Below are 15,009 nucleotides of genomic sequence, written 5' to 3'. Positions count from 1 at the left end.
AGATGCCGTGCCGAGGCGGGAGGTCAACACATGGGGAACGCCCACGCAGTGCAGGTGCGCCGCGTGTATGACCATCGGGCACGCGGTGACGGCACTCGGGTGCTGGTGGACCGAATCTGGCCGCGCGGGATGACCAAGGAAAAAGCAGACTTGGACGAGTGGTGCAAGCAGATCGCGCCCTCCAACGAGCTGCGTAAATGGTACAACCACGTTCCAGAACGTTTCGAGGAGTTCACGCGTCGCTATCAGGACGAGTTGACTGACCCTGCGCGGGCCGAAGCCCTGACGCACTTACGCGACCTAGCAAAAGCGAGAACACTGACGCTGCTTACGGCGAGCAAGGCTGTTGACATCAGCGAGGCCGTCGTCCTTGCTGCGCTGCTGCATTGAGGTGGGTCACCCCCGCTGTACACTCTCGGAATTCGCGTCGCGAACGTCGCGCCCTGGATCGGCATGACCCGGCCACATTCGTTGGGACATGACCGCTCTGGCGCACCGGAGCGCAACGTGGCCGCATAAGTGCAGCGATTGAAGCCGGCGACACGACTTCCGACCGTTCGGTGACTTGTCCCGTGACGTGTTCGAATGCCGTGTCGCGCTTCACGACCCAAGACCGGCGATTCACGTGACGCCGGGCTTCCCGATGCGTCTCCGCGCAGACGAGACGCTGGGGATTCTCGGCATCGAACGGCGTGGACGTAAGAGCACAGCATCTGGTCGACCGGTAGGGAAGCTGAACTGCAACGGATCGAACAGCGGCCGCGGACGCGCTATCCCAGTGCGTACACCAATGCCCTGAACGGGATCACTTTCGTCGATGGCGCCGGCGCAGTTGACAATCGCGTACCGATTACCCACCCCAGCCTCGAGCAGGGCCGCGCAAGGTGATCGACAGACGCTTGCGCTAGACGGTCTGCTTCTTGCCGACGCGGCCGGGCAGGAACTCCTTCGGGTTCGCGAAGTGAGGCTAGGCCGGCTCGCAAACCACGACCGGAATCACCCTGTCGGTCCACGATTGGTATTTGGCCCACCGCGGGTTGTGCGCAACGAGTCTCGGCCACAGTTGGGTGCGTTCCGCGTCGTCGGCGACGCGGGCCTGCATGGTAGAAGTCTGCGTTCGGATCTGGACGCGCACCTCGGGGTTGGCGCACAGATTCAGAAACCACATTGGGTGTGTGGGCAGACCGCCCTGTGACGCCACCAGGACCACCCGGGCGCCGTCGGCCATGAATATCAGTGGGCTCGTTCGGGACAACCCACTCTTGCGGCCAGTCGTGGTCAACAGACACAGCGGGAGCCCTAGTTCGTGGCCACCGACGCGCCCGTCGGTGGCGCGATAGACCGCCACGTTCGACCTGGACACCCATTTCAGCAGGCGGGGAGCCAGCACCGAGATAACAAGCGGCGGCCTCTTGGGTGTCATTTCCCTCGATTCCCTACTTGGGATCTTGGCCGAGCAGTTGCCGCAGCACGTACCGCAGGATTCCGCCGTGGCGGTAGTAGGAAGCCTCAGCCGGCGTGTCGATCCTCACAGTGACATCGAATTCCGTTGCAGATCCACCCGTCTCGGCCCGCACCGTCACCCGATTCGGCAGGGGTCCCGATGCTCCGTTGGCGGTGAGACCGGTGATCGAGTACACCTCCTCACCGGTGAGCCCGAGACTCTCGGGCGACTCCCCCTGGGCGAATTGCAGCGGCAGCACCGACATGCCGATCAGGTTGGATCGGTGGATCCGTTCGAACGAGGTGGCCAGCACGGCCTTGACGCCGAGCAGCAGTGTGCCCTTCGCCGCCCAATCGCGTGACGATCCGGACCCGTATTCGGCACCGGCAAGGATGATCAACGGCACGTGATCAGCGGCATACCGGGTGGCTGCTGCGAAGATCGACATCGCCTCGCCGTCGGGAAGGTGCCGGGTGACACCCCCCTCGGTGCCTGGCGCCAGCAGGTTGCGCAACCGAATGTTGGCGAAGGTGCCGCGAATCATCACCTCGTGGTTGCCGCGCCGGGATCCGTAGGAGTTGAAGTCCTTCCGCTCCACCTGATGTTCTTGCAGGTATGTCCCGGCCGGTGAATCGAACTTGATCGCTCCGGCCGGTGAGATGTGGTCGGTGGTCACCGAATCACCCAACATCGCAAGGACTCTGGCCCCGCTGATGTCCGTCACCGGATCCGGATCGGCGCGCATGTCGTCGAAGTACGGGGGGCGGCGGACATAGGTGGATCCGGCGTCCCAATCGAAGATTTGCCCGCTGGCGACGTCCAGGCTGCGCCAGTGGTCGTCGCCGACTAGCACGTCGGCGTAGCCGCGGGTGTACATCTCGGCTTGCACGCACTCGTCGATCACCTCCTTGACCTCCTGGGTGCTGGGCCAGATGTCTCGCAAGTACACCGGTTGGCCGGCGGAGTCGGTGCCGAGGGGATCGTTGAGCAGGTCAGCAAGCATGGTGCCGGTCAGCGCGTAGGCGATCACCAGCGGCGGGGAGGTCAGGAAATTCATCTTGCACTCGGGATGGATGCGGCCCTCGAAGTTCCGGTTGCCCGACAGTACCGAGCACACCGTCAGGTCGTGTCCGGTGACGGCTGCGCTGACCTGCGGGATCAACGGTCCAGAATTGCCGATGCAGGTGGTGCAGCCGTAGCCGACCAAGGAAAACCCGAGCCGATCTAGGTAGGGGGTCAGTCCGGCCCGGTCGTAGTAGTCGGTGACGACACGCGAGCCGGGTGCGAGTGTCGTCTTCACCCAAGGCTGTCGGGACAGGCCGCGCTCAACGGCCTTCTTGGCCAGCAGGCCGGCACCGATCATGACCGACGGGTTGGAAGTGTTGGTGCACGAGGTGATCGCGGCGATCACCACGTGGCCGTGACCGATTTCCACGCGGGTGCCGTCCTCGAGGGTCACCGACACCGGGTTCAACCGCCACTCGTGGGACTGGCCGCAACCGCACGGCGCAAACGGGACGTCGTCGTCGCGGTCGTGGTCGATGGCCACCGGGTCACTTGCCGGGAATGATTCACCCAACGCCTCATCGAGCCCCGCCGCCTGCATGACCGACCGAGGGCCACCGGCAAGCAGCGAACCGACCGCATGCGAGGCCATGGACAGCGGGATTCGATCCTGTGGTCGCTTCGGCCCGGCGATCGATGGCTCAACGCCAGCCAGGTCCAGTTCGACGCTTTGGCTGTAGACCGGCTCGTCATCAGGGTCATGCCACAAACCCTGTTCCTTGGCGTACGCCTCGACCAGTCGTATCTGGGGTTCGGGGCGTCCGGTCAGCCGCAGATAGGTCAGCGTTTCCCCGTCGATCGGGAAGATCGCACAGGTCGAACCGTATTCGGGACTCATGTTCCCCAGGGTCGCGCGGTTCGCCAGCGGCACGTTCGCCACGCCGGGGCCGTAGAAGTCGACGAACTTCCCCACCACCCCAGTCTGACGCAGCAGTTCGGCGACCGTGAGCACCAGATCGGTGGCGGTCGTGCCTTCGCGCAGCTCCCCGGTGAGCTTGAGACCGAGCACCTGCGGGATCAGCATGCTCATCGGCTGCCCGAGCATGGCCGCCTCCGCCTCGATGCCGCCGACCCCCCAACCGAGTACGCCGAGCCCGTTGACCATCGGGGTGTGCGAGTCGGTGCCGACGAGCGTGTCCGGATAGGCCTGGAGCCCATCTGGGCCGGCCCGGGTGAACACCACCCGGGCCAGATACTCGAGGTTGACCTGATGGCAAATTCCGGTGTCTGGCGGGACGACCAGGAAATCGTCGAACGCCTGCTGTGCCCACCGCAGCAGCTGGTAGCGCTCCCGGTTGCGGTGAAACTCCAGGCCGGCGTTGACGCCGAACGCGTCGGGACGGGCGAACGTATCCGCGATCACCGAGTGGTCGATGACCAACTCCGTGGGGATCAGCGGATTGATTCTTGCCGCGTCCCCCCCGAGCGCGGTCATCGCATCACGCATCGCGACCAGGTCGACCACGCAGGGGACGCCGGTGAAATCCTGCATCAACACCCGCGCAGGGGTGAACTGGATCTCGGTCCCGCTCTGCCGCAAGGGATCCCATGCCGCCAACGCCTGCACCTGCTCGCCGGTGACCAGACGGCCGTCCTCATTGCGCACCAAATTCTCCAGCAGCACCCGCAGGCTGTAGGGCAATCGCTGCGCGGTCTGCACCCGGTCCAGGCGAAAGATGTCGTAGCCTTGGCCGTCGACGACGAGCCGATCACGGGCACCGAAACCGTTGAGGCTCACGACGGCTCTCCATCCACACCTGGGGTGTGAGCGTGGGCGTCGACTTGATCCATCGCGTGAATGGCCAACGCGGCGTGCGCAAACGCGCCGCCGGCTCGCATCTCCGCCGCGACCCAGATGGCCTCCATGATTTCTTCGGGGCTCGCACCCTTGCGCCTCGCCAACTTGGTGTGGCCGGTGATGCAGTACGGACACTGGGTCACGTGTGCCACTGCGACGGCGATGAGCTGTTTGGTCTTCTCGGGCAGCGCACCGTTGGCGAACACCGCCCGGGAAAACCCGTCGAAGGCGTCGTGAATGTTGGGAGCAAGAGCTTTTCGGCGAGCCGACATCTGCGGTGTGGTCGGCTGATACAGCGAATCGGACATGGCGCGTCTCCACTCTGCGCTGTCGGGCCGTGGCGGTGCTCGTCGCACCCGCAGCGCTGGCCTCACTGAGCCACTCTACGCGCAACGAGTGATATAAAGGGATAAACTGCTTTATATTCGAGGTACGCGTTCGGATAGGACGTAAAGGAGTTCGTATGAGCATCGCGGATCGGACCACGCAGACCACCTGGGAGGGTCCTCTAGCGTCTGGCGAAGGCACGCTGTCGCAGGGCAGTAGCGGCGCGTTGGACGGCCTGCAGGTGACCTGGGCCTCTCGAACCGAGCAACCAGGCGGCAAGACAAGTCCGGAGGAGCTGGCGGCGGCAGCACATTCATCGTGTTTCGCGATGGCGTTGGCATTGAAGTTGGGCGAGAACAACACCCCGCCACAACGGCTGGATGTGCACGCCACCGTGACCCTGGACGCAGTCGACGGGGTCCCGACGATCACCACGTCGCGGCTGAAGGTCACCGCAAAGGTGGCGGGGCTGGCTGCCGACGCCTTCGCCGCCGTGGTGGATGAGGCCGCAACGTTGTGCCCAGTGTCGCGATTGTTCGCCGGGGCGAAGATCATCGTCGATGCCAAGCTCGACTAGATCAATCAGCGCAAGAGCTGCGAACTGACCACGGGCACAAGACCATGCCCGACGGGGGTCTATGTGTCGTTGTAGAGCGTGCGTACCACGAAATAGACCATGAGACGAAGGCCTTCATCGAAGAGCACGACGGTGACAGCATGAACCGGACCGTTGAGCCCGGCATTGGAAGCAATGCGCCGACACATCACCGCGAGGAGGCCTTCTGTTCCCTCGCGATCGACGAGGCTGTACCGATAACACCGCCAATATCGCTACACCGTGATGAAGCAACGGCAGCGACGACCCATGGGCACCCGCTGCGGGCACCAACATGATGGTCTTCGCACGTTGCTGTTGTAGTGACTCATGTCGAGCGCCTTTCCCCCACGCTGCACAGTTCACGGTCCCAGTCGGCACTGTGGAGACGGTTCAGTCGCCGCCGCACCAGAACGGTCAGCGCCGCCGCCGCGGCGAGCACACTCAGCCAAATCGTGATCCCGGCCATCACCGCATCGATGCCTGCATTCGAGGCCGGGGCCGGCGCACTCACCGGAGTCCCGTCGGTGTCCACCCAGATGTCGATACGGTCACCGGCTTTGACAAGGTGTTTCCAGGCCAAGGATTCGGCGTGTTCTGTTGCTGCTGTATGCCATTGGACGCTGACGGTGTATCCAAAGCCGTCCACGACGGCGGTGCTGTCCTCGAGAACGGTCGCGGTGACCGGATGCCGCGTCTGTGCCTGTTCGGGATACGTCAGACGGTGCGTTTCGGTACACGGCGGTGCCGACGGCCCCCGCGACCGGAGCGGCGATGGTTAAGACCACGACTGCCAGGACCACGAGCACCGCCTCCACTCGGTCACTTAGGCGCACAAGCGGATTGCGACCGAATACCCGGACAACCCACCAGCGCTTCGGCTGAAGGGTGAAGGTCTGCATGACAGACTCCTTGGGGAAATGGGCGCCGCGCCGTTAGGCGTTGGCGCCAGTCAGTGCGAAGAACTCCTGACGTGAACGGGGGTCCTCGCGGAGGGCGCCGAGCATTGCGGAGGTGAGGGTGCACGACCCGGCGGCTTGCACACCTCGCAGGGTCACGCAGCTGTGTTGAGCTCCGATGACGACGCCAACGCCGCGGGGCGCGAGCTTTTCGTCTAGCCAATCGGCGATCTGTTTGGTGAGCCGTTCCTGGCGCTGAGGCCGACAGGCGAAGTGCTCGGCGACGCGGGCGAGCTTGGATAGTCCGATGACGCGCTCGCCGGGCAGATACCCGATGTGTGCGATCCCGACGAAGGGCAACATGTGATGCTCGCACACCGATCGCAGCGGCAGGTTGCGGGAAACGACGAGTTCGTCGTAGCCCTCGTCGTTGGGAAAGGTGGTCAGATCGAAGGCCCGCGGAGTGAACAGTTCGGCGTAGCCGCGCGTCATCCGACCCGGTGTGCCTGCAAGACTCTCCGAATCCAAGGAAATCCCCAGGGCTCGAAGGAATGCGGCCGCAGCGACTTCGGCGGCGGCCAGATCCCGATGTGATGGTTCGTGCACGAGTTGCAGTGCCGGGCTGGAATGCATGGCGGGTTCCTTCCGGGAGACGAGAGTGATCCCTCCGTTCACCCGTCGCCGGCGTAGTGGCGCCGGAATGAACGGAGGGATCACCATGGTGGGGTCGACTACGCGACCGGCAGATCGGTGACCCATTCGCCTCGCCGATGCCACGCCGGGTCGTAGACGAAGGCCAACCGGGCCAGGGTGAGGGCGGCCAGCAGCAACCCGAAGTCGCGCAACGCGACGTCGTAGAAGCCGGGGAAGCTGAAGTTCTACACCCGGGCCACGCAGGAAATGAGCGTCAGCGTGCCGCCCCGCGACTACGAACTGCTCGCCAAACTGCTCGTCGCATCGGTGGAGCGGGATGGCAGCGGAGCAGTTCGAGCCGCCGTGAACGAGGCCGCCGCCGACGCCGGCAGGCGCGCGGGCGGCGAAACGGGCGGCAACGTCGTTGGGGCGCTGCACAACTGTGGCTACCTGCCGCGGACCGGCGATGATGGCCGCATCACCCTGCGGAATTGTCCGTTTCACATGGTCGCCCAGGAGCACACAGACGTGGTGTGTGGGCTGAATCTGCGCCTCGTCGAAGGGGTTATCGAGGGTTGCGGTGACCCGCACGCGCACGCCGAACTCGATCCGCACCCTGATCGCTGCTGCGTGGTGGTGCACGACGTGAGCCCCCCAAGTGCACACCTGTCGGCGCCGCAGGCGTCGTCCCTCAGCAGTCCCGCCGACAGCGAGTCGGCGGTGTGTGAAAAGAGGTCATCATGACGTCCTTGATTCGGCCGCCGTTCAACGCGGGTGAGCCCGTGATCAGCGGGCGGCCCCACAGATCTCGGCTGCTGCAATGACACGGCTAAAGCGGCTCTACACCGAGCAACAGCAGAGCCCCTGGCTCGACAACCTCACCCGTCCGTACTTGCGCGACGGCACACTGGCCACTTTCGTAGCCAACGGAGTACGGGGCGTGACGGCCAATCCGACCATCTTGGCAAGGGCCGTCGAGGGCTCCGATGCCTATGACGCGCAGTTCGCCATTCTCACCGCACAGGGCTTTTCGGTTTCGGATGCGTATTGAGAGTTGGCCGTGCAGGACGTCACCGATGCGCTGGCGGTGTTGCGTCCGGCCTTCGATGACTCCGGCGGCAACGACGGGTTCGTGTCGATCGAGGTCACCCCGGAGCTCGCGCGCGACACCGAGGCCACCATCGCCGCGGCCGCCCGCCTGCACGAGCGCATCGCCCGCCCCAACCTACTGGTAAAGATTCCCGCGACTGCCGAGGGCATCCCGGCGATCGCGGCGCTGATTGGTCGGGGGCTGAGCATCAACATCACCCTGATCTTCTCCCTGTCCCGCTACGCGCAGGTGATCGACGCCTACCTAGACGGCCTGGAAACCCTTGCCGAGCGCGGCGGTGTTCTCGCGGCGGTCCGCAGTGTGGCGTCATTCTTCGTCAGTCGTGTCGACACCGAGGTCGACCATCGACTCGGGCAGATCGGCGGTGCAGACGCCTTGGCGTTGCGCGGACGTGCCGCAGTCGCACAGGCACGTCTGGCCTATCAGATGTACCGCGACCGATTCACCGGTCAGCGGTGGGAGAAACTCGCCGCCCTCGGCGCCCGCCCGCAGACGCCATTGTGGGCCTCGACGTCGACGAAGAACCCCGCCTACCCCGACACCCTCTACGTTGACAGTCTCGTGGGCTCCGACACCATCAACACGATGGCCGAGCCCACCATCACCGCATTCGAGGACCACGGTACGGTCGCGCGCACCATCGACGTCGGGATCGCGCCGGCCCACGAAGTCATGCACGATTTGAGGACGGCAGGGGTCGACATGGATGACGTCGGGCACACCCTTGAAGACCAAGGCGTCGCCAGCTTTCACCAGTCGTTCGCCGATCTCCTGGTCACATTGGACGCCAAGGCACGTCGGGTGGCGCAGCAATGACCGCCCTTGCGGCGACACCGCGCAAAACAGACGTCGGGGATCGTCGCCCTCCGTGGGCTCCTCGACACCCTGAGGGTCTGCGGGCGCTCACATGCAGCGCCGCAATGAGATTCGGCCAGCGTGCACGAGCACGCAAGGCTCCGACGACAGGAAAGGGATAGACATGAGCGCACAGCAGACGTTTGTCATCGTGGGCGCCGGCCTGGCTGGCGCCAAGGCAGCCGAAGCGCTGCGCACGAACGGTTTCGGCGGGAAGGTCGTCCTCCTCGGAGATGAGGCCGAGCGGCCCTACGACCGACCCCCGCTGTCGAAGGGCTTCCTGCTGGGCAGCACCGAGCGGGAAAAGATCTACATCCATCCGGCACAGGGCATGTCGAACACGACATCGACCTACGCCTGGGCACACAGGTCACCGGAATCGACTGCTCTCCACACGAAGTGAGCACATCGTCTGGAGAGACGCTGGGCTACGACAAGCTGCTCGTGGCGACCGGTTCTTCGCCCCGGCGCCTCACGGTGCCCGGCGCGGACCTCGCTGGTGTGCATTACCTGCGCAGGGTCGCCGACAGCGAGGCACTGCAGGCGGCCTTCGCCTCGGCGCAGCGCGTGGCGATCATCGGGGCGGGCTGGATCGGTTTGGAGACCGCGGTCGCCGCCCGGGCGGCGGGGTGTCACGTGACACTCATTGAGCGGGCCAAGCTGCCGTTGCTGGCGGTGCTCGGCGAAGAGGTGGCCGAAACCTGCGCCACTCTGCACCGCGCGCACGGCGTCGAACTGCGACTCGACGCCGGCGTGGCTGAAATCATCGGTGCGAGTGACAAGGCGACCGGCGTACGCCTGGCCGACGGCGACCTCGTGGCGGCCGACGCGGTCGTGGTTGGTGTGGGCATCACGCCCAACACCGAGCTCGCCGAAGCGGCCGGCCTGCACGTGGACAACGGGATCGTCGTCGATGAGCACCTGAGCACCAGCGACCCCGCCGTTTTCGCGGCCGGGGATGTCGCCAACTCCTACTACCCGCTGCTGGGCAAACACCTGCGACTCGAGCACTGGTCGGCAGCCCTCAACCAAGGACCGGTAGCGGCCGCGAACATGATGGGCACGGTTACCCCCTACGACCATGTTCCGTACTTCTTCTCCGACCAATACGACATCGGCATGGAGTACTCCGGCTACATCGGGCCAGACGGCTATGACCGGGTCGTCTTCCGCGGCGACGTCCCCAGCGGCGAGTTCATCGCCTTCTGGATGCGCGACGGACGAGTGCTGGCCGGCATGAACGTCAACACCTGGGGTGTCACCGATGCCATCGAAGCGTTGGTGCGCTCCGGCGCACGCGTCGATCCCGCCGCGCTCGCCGACCCCGAAGTCCTCTTGATGTACCTAGCCGGCAACGCAACCCGCGATCGGTAGCAGCGAACCCCGGATGGCGATTCGCATCTAGTGAGGGTTGAGATAGAAGCCGTAGTGATTTCACCAGTGCGGACGCAGGGGCGGTGATCCCCGCGCCGGTGCCGATTCAATTGGCTGCAATACCACTGACGAGAAGCCCTCAGCCACGTCATCCATTTTAATACAATTTATACTTGTAGGAATAGGATGTAAACATGAATCAATCCCACGTTGACGGCATCCAACGACAAGACCTGGATGTTCGCGAGATCGCCAAGCCGCTGCGGCATCCGTTGATCTTTGACCGCTTCGACGCTCTCGCCGTGGGCGAATCGTTTGTACTCGTCAACAGCCATGACCCGAAACACTTGAGGCAGGAGTTCGAGCGTGACCACCCTGGGGAGTATGACTGGGACTACCTGCACAAGGCCGAGTCCGAGCGCCAGCTGTGGCGAATCCAGATCACCCGCCGGACCGCGATCGACTTACCCCGAGTCGTGTGTGACACCAAGGCGTTGACCGCAGCCACTGCTGCGCCCGCCGACCGGACCGTGTGGACGATTGAGACCGCGCAGCGGCAGTTGGACGCCAACGTAATCCGTCTGCAACCCGAGGAGCGGATCGAGTGGCACACCGACCCGAACATCGACGTTATGTGGCATGTCCTGGCCGGCGACGGTCAGCTCATCACCATCAATGGGGCCGTACCGTTGACCGAGGGCACCCTCGTGTGGCTGCCGCACCTGGCGCAGCGCGCCGTCGCCGCAGGCAAGGACGGATTGAGCTATCTGACGGTGCACACCCGCCGTCCCGGTTTGACCATCACCCCCGCAGGCCTCTAATTCCCCGCGCCGCTTGACGGTTCGCAGCGAGGCTCCCCAGGGTGCGTCGGTTGCACATCAGCCTGACTTCCGGAACCAAAGCCGATCACCGTTGCAGAGTGCGCGGCCGCTAGAACTACCTCACGCATGACCGTATTGATCGCCCAGAAAGCGAGCCACAATGTGCGCTGTGCCCATTACTAGCCCCGCGACCGCCTGGAAGGCGCTCAGGGAGGGTAACGCGCGGTTCGTTGCCGGCAAGGTCGAGCATCCCAGCCAGAGCATCGAGCACCGGGCCTCGCTCGCCACGTCCCAGCATCCCACTGCGGTGGTCTTCGGCTGCGCCGATAGCCGGGTCGCGGCCGAACTCATCTTCGACCAGGGTCTGGGCGACATGTTCGTCGTGCGCACCGCCGGACATGTCGTCGATTCGGCGGTCCTTGGGTCCATCGAATATGGGGTGGCGGTGCTCAACGTGCCGCTGATCGTGGTGCTCGGTCACGACAGTTGCGGCGCGGTGAAGGCCACGCTGACCGCGTTGGACGAGGGTGTCGTACCCTCCGGCTACGTCCAGGATGTGGTCGAGCGAGTGTCGTCGTCGATCTTGCGTGGCCGCCGCGACGGACTCACCGAGGTTGGCGAATTCGTCACGCGGCACGTCAATGAGACAGCCGCCCAGTTGATTTCCCGCTCCACCGTCATCGCCGAACGGGTCGCAGCCGGGTCGCTGGGGATCGTCGGGCTCACCTATCAGCTCGCCGACGGCCGGATAGTGCTGCACGACCACATGGGCAACGTCGACGGGCAGTAACGCGTTCGAGCGGGGCGTCTCGTCGAAGATTCTGCAGGGTCAGGATTGTGGCGGCTGAACCGATTTGACGACGGTCAAGAGGACGACGGAGTCTTCGATGGCGTCGAGGCCGTGCCGGGATGGCGGGATGACGAGATGGTCACCCGCAATGCCGTCGCAGCGAGCGTTGCTACTGGTCAGCCGGACATGTCCCTGCAGCACCTGCAATGTCGCCTCGCCGGGACTTTCGTGATCGGACAGCCGTGATCCGGCGGTCAGAGCCATCAGCGTTTGGCGCAGTGCGTGGTGAGGACCGCCGTAGAGGGTGTGCGCACTGCGTCCGCTGCCGGAGTCGTGCGCAGCCGTCAACTGTGCACGTGCAAGGGAGATCAGTGCATTCTTCGCCATGCCCGAGTCTTCCTGGGACCCGTCGGTTGCATGCGAGGTCATTGCGCGCCGGCAAGTCGGGTGCGCATGTCCTCCACGTAGCCGTTATAGGCGGCCGCGACGTCCTCGAGGTCGAGCTGCCCAGGCAGGTCGTCGGCGCGCTGTCGCGCAGTCAGGTACGCGATCGTGGCGGCGACCACGCGCGTCTCGTCGCCCGCTGTTCCGGCGATCTGGGCGACGACCTCGGGGGTAGCTCGGATGCGGATCGTGACGACGTCCTCGCCCAAGGGCACGAGGGCCAGGTAGTCGTGATCGCCGAGCGCCTCGATGCCCGCCTCTTGAACGCTCATCGTCGCCCCCTCGAGGTCAGGGTGGGTTCATGTGCCATGTCGGACTCCTGTCGTGGAAGGAGGGCCTGGTGGGCAGAGAGTGCGGCTCTGCTCGGACGCGCATCGCTGCACCGGCGCCCGTGATCAGCGCCCCGGACGACGGCCGGCACCGTGAGCACCTCCCTCGCGGGCTGCAGTGGCCAACGGCGCGAGGTGAGCCACGCAGAGATCCGGCTCAACGAAGGGATCGAGGCGGTCGACTGTCACCGGTCCGCGCATCGACTCCAGTGCACCCTGCATCAGACCGAGATGTAGGGCGCAGATCGTCTCGCCGTGGGTCTGGACCAGCTGGTGAAATGGACAGTGTCGCAACCGGATCTCGGTGCTCCGTCGACTCGTGGGCGGCTCGGGCCCGAAGCCGAGATCGGCAAGGACATCGGTCAACGCGGTCACCGCTTGGGTCTTGGACAGCGCACGGCGCGGCCGGTCGTCGACCAGAGAGGGGCCCCACGAGCGTCCCAAGCTCGCCGCGGTACGGGTGGGATCCGCGGCGTTGGTAGCAAGATAGGTGGTCAGGATGTTCGCGAGCAGCTGGTAATTGGTCGGTCCCGCCGGGTCCATCCGACGGCTGGCCCGGAACAGGACCGGCGGCCGCCCGGGGCCGGCGGTGTCGCCGATGAATTGCTCGACCCGACCAGTACGCACCAAGGCCTCGAGATGAAAGCGGATCGTGTTCGGGTGAACGGCCATCTCCTCGGCCATATCGGCAATGCTGCGCGGACCGGTCGCCGTGCGCAGCAGCTGCAGGATCAGCTCACGCCTCCCCGGTGGCGCCGGGGCGTCGTTGGACATCAGCCTTCCCTCGGCGGTAGGGACGCCACCAGTTCGGTGTCGGCGTCGATCACGCCGAGTTTCGCGGCGCCGCCGGGCGATCCGAGTGGCAGGGCCTGCCCCGGCAGGGTATCGGTGAAGAACTTGACGTTCTCGCCGGCGTAGGCCTGCAGCGCCTCAGGCAGGTCCTCTTCGTAGTAGATCGCCTCGACAGGGCACACCGGTTCGCACGCACCGCAGTCCACGCACTCGTCGGGATGGATGTAGAGCATCCGAGCACCCTCATAGATGCAGTCGACGGGACACTCCTGCACGCAGGCGCGATCTTTGATGTCCACGCAAGGAAGTCCGATCACGTACGTCATAGTGCAACATTACTCTAATTAACACGTAGAAGAATAGTATTAAGTGGCGGGCGTCCGATCGCCGATCGCGACGGGACGTGTGGTCGCGCCGCCGCGGCGATCTGATCGGCAAGGGGCGGGCGGTCGAGATCACCCAGCATCAATGCTCGGTCGAATCCGGTGAGAAATCCACCACGTCTAGACAATTCGCGACAGGGCTGCGCGGGGGCACTCGGCGATCGCGCGCTCGGCGAGCGTCTGTTGCTCGATCGGAACGGGATCGGCAACGACCATGGCGTATTCGTCGTCGTCGAGTTGGAACACTTTTGGCACGATTCGCACACAGATGGCATTGCCTTCACAGCGATCACGGTCGACTTCGACGCGCATGGGTCCTCCTGTACGTCACCGTGAGCAGGGCGTCGCGACCGGTGCAATCGGTCGCGGGTGGTCGCTCTGCCCAGATTCGGCGTCATCGAACATTACGAGTGTGCGACTGCTGCTGAGCCTTTCGGATGCCGCTGTGGCTGCTGCGCTGCCGCGTCTAGGAATTCCCGTCCCGTCACCAGGCGATCCAGCGCTGAGCTGTCGCCCCCCGTCACGGGCCGGCGCTAGACGCCGCGTGTTCTCCCCCGTGTAGCGCGCGCACACTTCGGCAACGCCGATGCTCATCACCTCCTCCGCCGGACCGCTTGGGCCGAGTTTATACAAGTCGGATTTGTGTAAATACTAGACGGTCGAGCGCGCGTTGGCCATCCCAGGCCGACGGCGAACTTTGCAGATTCGTCGAGCGGAACACACCACTAGCGTGATGAAGGATCCCTACCGAGGTGAGTCGGGGATACTCCGCGCCCAACGACTCGCGGTACCGCCGCCCCTGGGACGTCCGGGTACGGTCAGCGCCCAGGATCGACGAACACGGTGTCTGTGTCAGAGCGGCATCGCACTGTGCCGATCGTCCTCGCTGAACCGTTCATGCAGGATGCGCAGGACAGTTGCGCAGACGGCGCGCTCTGCTGGGTCGATTTGATCCAGCACCCGGCTCAATTCGCGGCGACGACGGGTGGTCACCTGCCGGACCAGTTTGCGACCCTTCGTCGTCAGTTCCAACGTGACGACACTGCGGTTACCCGGATCCGCACCGCGCACCAGATGCCCAGTGGCGTGCAATCGATCAGCCAGCCGCGTTACTGAGGACCCCACCACGCCAAGCGCGTTCGCGCATTCCGTCGACGTCGACCGTCCCAACTGCGCCAGCACCAGCAGCAGCCGGGCCTGCGGCAGGGACACTCCGACCTCGTCCACACTACGCAGGGCGACGCCGACAAGATCCCTGGTGGCCACTTCGAATGACACCAGTTCTTCGACCGTGGTCTTCGTCGTCCCGTGCCGCTCAACCTGGTGCATTCGACAAGTATTGCAAGCAC

15 protein-coding genes and 3 pseudogenes are annotated in these 15,009 nt (G+C 64.8%); 7 read left to right on the top strand and 11 right to left on the bottom strand.

The window, feature by feature from the left end:
* The first annotated feature begins 30 nt into the window (after nt 1–30).
* Complete coding sequence (locus QUE68_RS12445) at nt 31–390, top strand: DUF488 domain-containing protein (protein WP_284226369.1); 360 nt, start codon at nt 31–33, stop codon at nt 388–390.
* Nucleotides 391–967: 577 nt separating this feature from the next.
* Here the strand turns inward: QUE68_RS12445 and QUE68_RS12440 are convergent.
* From QUE68_RS12440 to QUE68_RS12430, 3 genes are read right to left on the bottom strand one after another with little or no spacing between them, the layout of a single operon-like run.
* Complete coding sequence (locus QUE68_RS12440) at nt 968–1,423, bottom strand: nitroreductase family deazaflavin-dependent oxidoreductase (RefSeq protein WP_284226367.1); 456 nt, start codon at nt 1,421–1,423, stop codon at nt 968–970.
* A 13-nt stretch (nt 1,424–1,436) separates the two neighbouring features.
* Nucleotides 1,437–4,247 carry an aconitate hydratase gene (gene acnA, locus QUE68_RS12435; protein WP_284226366.1) on the bottom strand — a complete coding sequence of 937 codons (2,811 nt, stop codon included), beginning with the start codon at nt 4,245–4,247 and terminating at the stop codon, nt 1,437–1,439.
* Entirely contained in the window at nt 4,244–4,615 is a 372-nt protein-coding gene (locus QUE68_RS12430; RefSeq protein WP_284226365.1) for a carboxymuconolactone decarboxylase family protein, read from the bottom strand. Before QUE68_RS12430 ends, acnA begins: the two co-directional genes overlap by 4 nt.
* A gap of 155 nt (nt 4,616–4,770) precedes the next feature.
* Between QUE68_RS12430 and QUE68_RS12425 the strand changes: the two genes are divergently transcribed.
* Complete coding sequence (locus tag QUE68_RS12425) at nt 4,771–5,211, top strand: OsmC family peroxiredoxin (RefSeq protein WP_284226364.1); 441 nt, start codon at nt 4,771–4,773, stop codon at nt 5,209–5,211.
* Between the two features lie 346 nt (nt 5,212–5,557).
* On the opposite strand, the gene QUE68_RS12420 is transcribed toward QUE68_RS12425, so the two are convergent.
* The gene (locus tag QUE68_RS12420; RefSeq protein WP_454786358.1) at nt 5,558–5,950 is read right to left on the bottom strand and encodes an Rv1733c family protein; all 393 of its coding nucleotides are present in this window, start codon (nt 5,948–5,950) and stop codon (nt 5,558–5,560) included.
* Nucleotides 5,951–6,164: 214 nt separating this feature from the next.
* The gene (folE, locus tag QUE68_RS12415) at nt 6,165–6,761 is read right to left on the bottom strand and encodes a GTP cyclohydrolase I (RefSeq protein WP_286275664.1); all 597 of its coding nucleotides are present in this window, start codon (nt 6,759–6,761) and stop codon (nt 6,165–6,167) included.
* Between the two features lie 240 nt (nt 6,762–7,001).
* Here folE and QUE68_RS12410 point away from each other — a divergent pair.
* From QUE68_RS12410 to QUE68_RS12390, 5 genes and pseudogenes are all read left to right on the top strand, one after another.
* Nucleotides 7,002–7,505 (top strand): annotated as a pseudogene (locus QUE68_RS12410) (helix-turn-helix domain-containing protein); the annotation flags it as partial.
* Nucleotides 7,506–7,581: 76 nt separating this feature from the next.
* Nucleotides 7,582–8,688 (top strand): annotated as a pseudogene (gene tal, locus QUE68_RS12405) (transaldolase).
* 163 nt (nt 8,689–8,851) lie between these two features.
* A pseudogene (locus tag QUE68_RS12400) lies at nt 8,852–10,101 on the top strand (NAD(P)/FAD-dependent oxidoreductase).
* 194 nt (nt 10,102–10,295) lie between these two features.
* A complete protein-coding gene (locus tag QUE68_RS12395) occupies nt 10,296–10,922 on the top strand; it encodes a DUF2249 domain-containing protein (protein ID WP_286275663.1) in 627 nt (208 codons plus the stop codon).
* 169 nt (nt 10,923–11,091) lie between these two features.
* A complete protein-coding gene (locus QUE68_RS12390; protein ID WP_284234049.1) occupies nt 11,092–11,712 on the top strand; it encodes a carbonic anhydrase in 621 nt (206 codons plus the stop codon).
* A 39-nt stretch (nt 11,713–11,751) separates the two neighbouring features.
* Here QUE68_RS12390 and QUE68_RS12385 read toward each other — a convergent pair whose 3' ends face one another.
* The 6 genes from QUE68_RS12385 to QUE68_RS12360 all read right to left on the bottom strand — a co-directional run bounded on the left by QUE68_RS12385 (nt 11,752) and on the right by QUE68_RS12360 (nt 14,989).
* Complete coding sequence (locus QUE68_RS12385; protein ID WP_284226355.1) at nt 11,752–12,099, bottom strand: cupin domain-containing protein; 348 nt, start codon at nt 12,097–12,099, stop codon at nt 11,752–11,754.
* Between the two features lie 38 nt (nt 12,100–12,137).
* Nucleotides 12,138–12,428 carry a hypothetical protein gene (locus QUE68_RS12380; RefSeq protein ID WP_284226353.1) on the bottom strand — a complete coding sequence of 97 codons (291 nt, stop codon included), beginning with the start codon at nt 12,426–12,428 and terminating at the stop codon, nt 12,138–12,140.
* A 123-nt stretch (nt 12,429–12,551) separates the two neighbouring features.
* Complete coding sequence (locus QUE68_RS12375) at nt 12,552–13,259, bottom strand: helix-turn-helix transcriptional regulator (protein WP_284234047.1); 708 nt, start codon at nt 13,257–13,259, stop codon at nt 12,552–12,554.
* Nucleotides 13,259–13,603, bottom strand: coding sequence for a ferredoxin (gene fdxA, locus QUE68_RS12370; protein WP_284226351.1), 345 nt, complete (start codon nt 13,601–13,603; stop codon nt 13,259–13,261). The genes QUE68_RS12375 and fdxA overlap by 1 nt, the downstream gene beginning before the upstream one ends.
* Before the next feature lie 177 nt (nt 13,604–13,780).
* Complete coding sequence (locus QUE68_RS12365; protein ID WP_284226350.1) at nt 13,781–13,972, bottom strand: ferredoxin; 192 nt, start codon at nt 13,970–13,972, stop codon at nt 13,781–13,783.
* Between the two features lie 540 nt (nt 13,973–14,512).
* Complete coding sequence (locus QUE68_RS12360; protein ID WP_284234045.1) at nt 14,513–14,989, bottom strand: MarR family winged helix-turn-helix transcriptional regulator; 477 nt, start codon at nt 14,987–14,989, stop codon at nt 14,513–14,515.
* Nucleotides 14,990–15,009 lie beyond the last annotated feature (20 nt).

Origin of the sequence: Mycolicibacterium sp. TUM20985, assembly GCF_030295745.1 — a bacterium.
Lineage (GTDB): Bacteria > Actinomycetota > Actinomycetes > Mycobacteriales > Mycobacteriaceae > Mycobacterium.
This window is presented reverse-complemented; position numbering and strand designations above follow the sequence as displayed.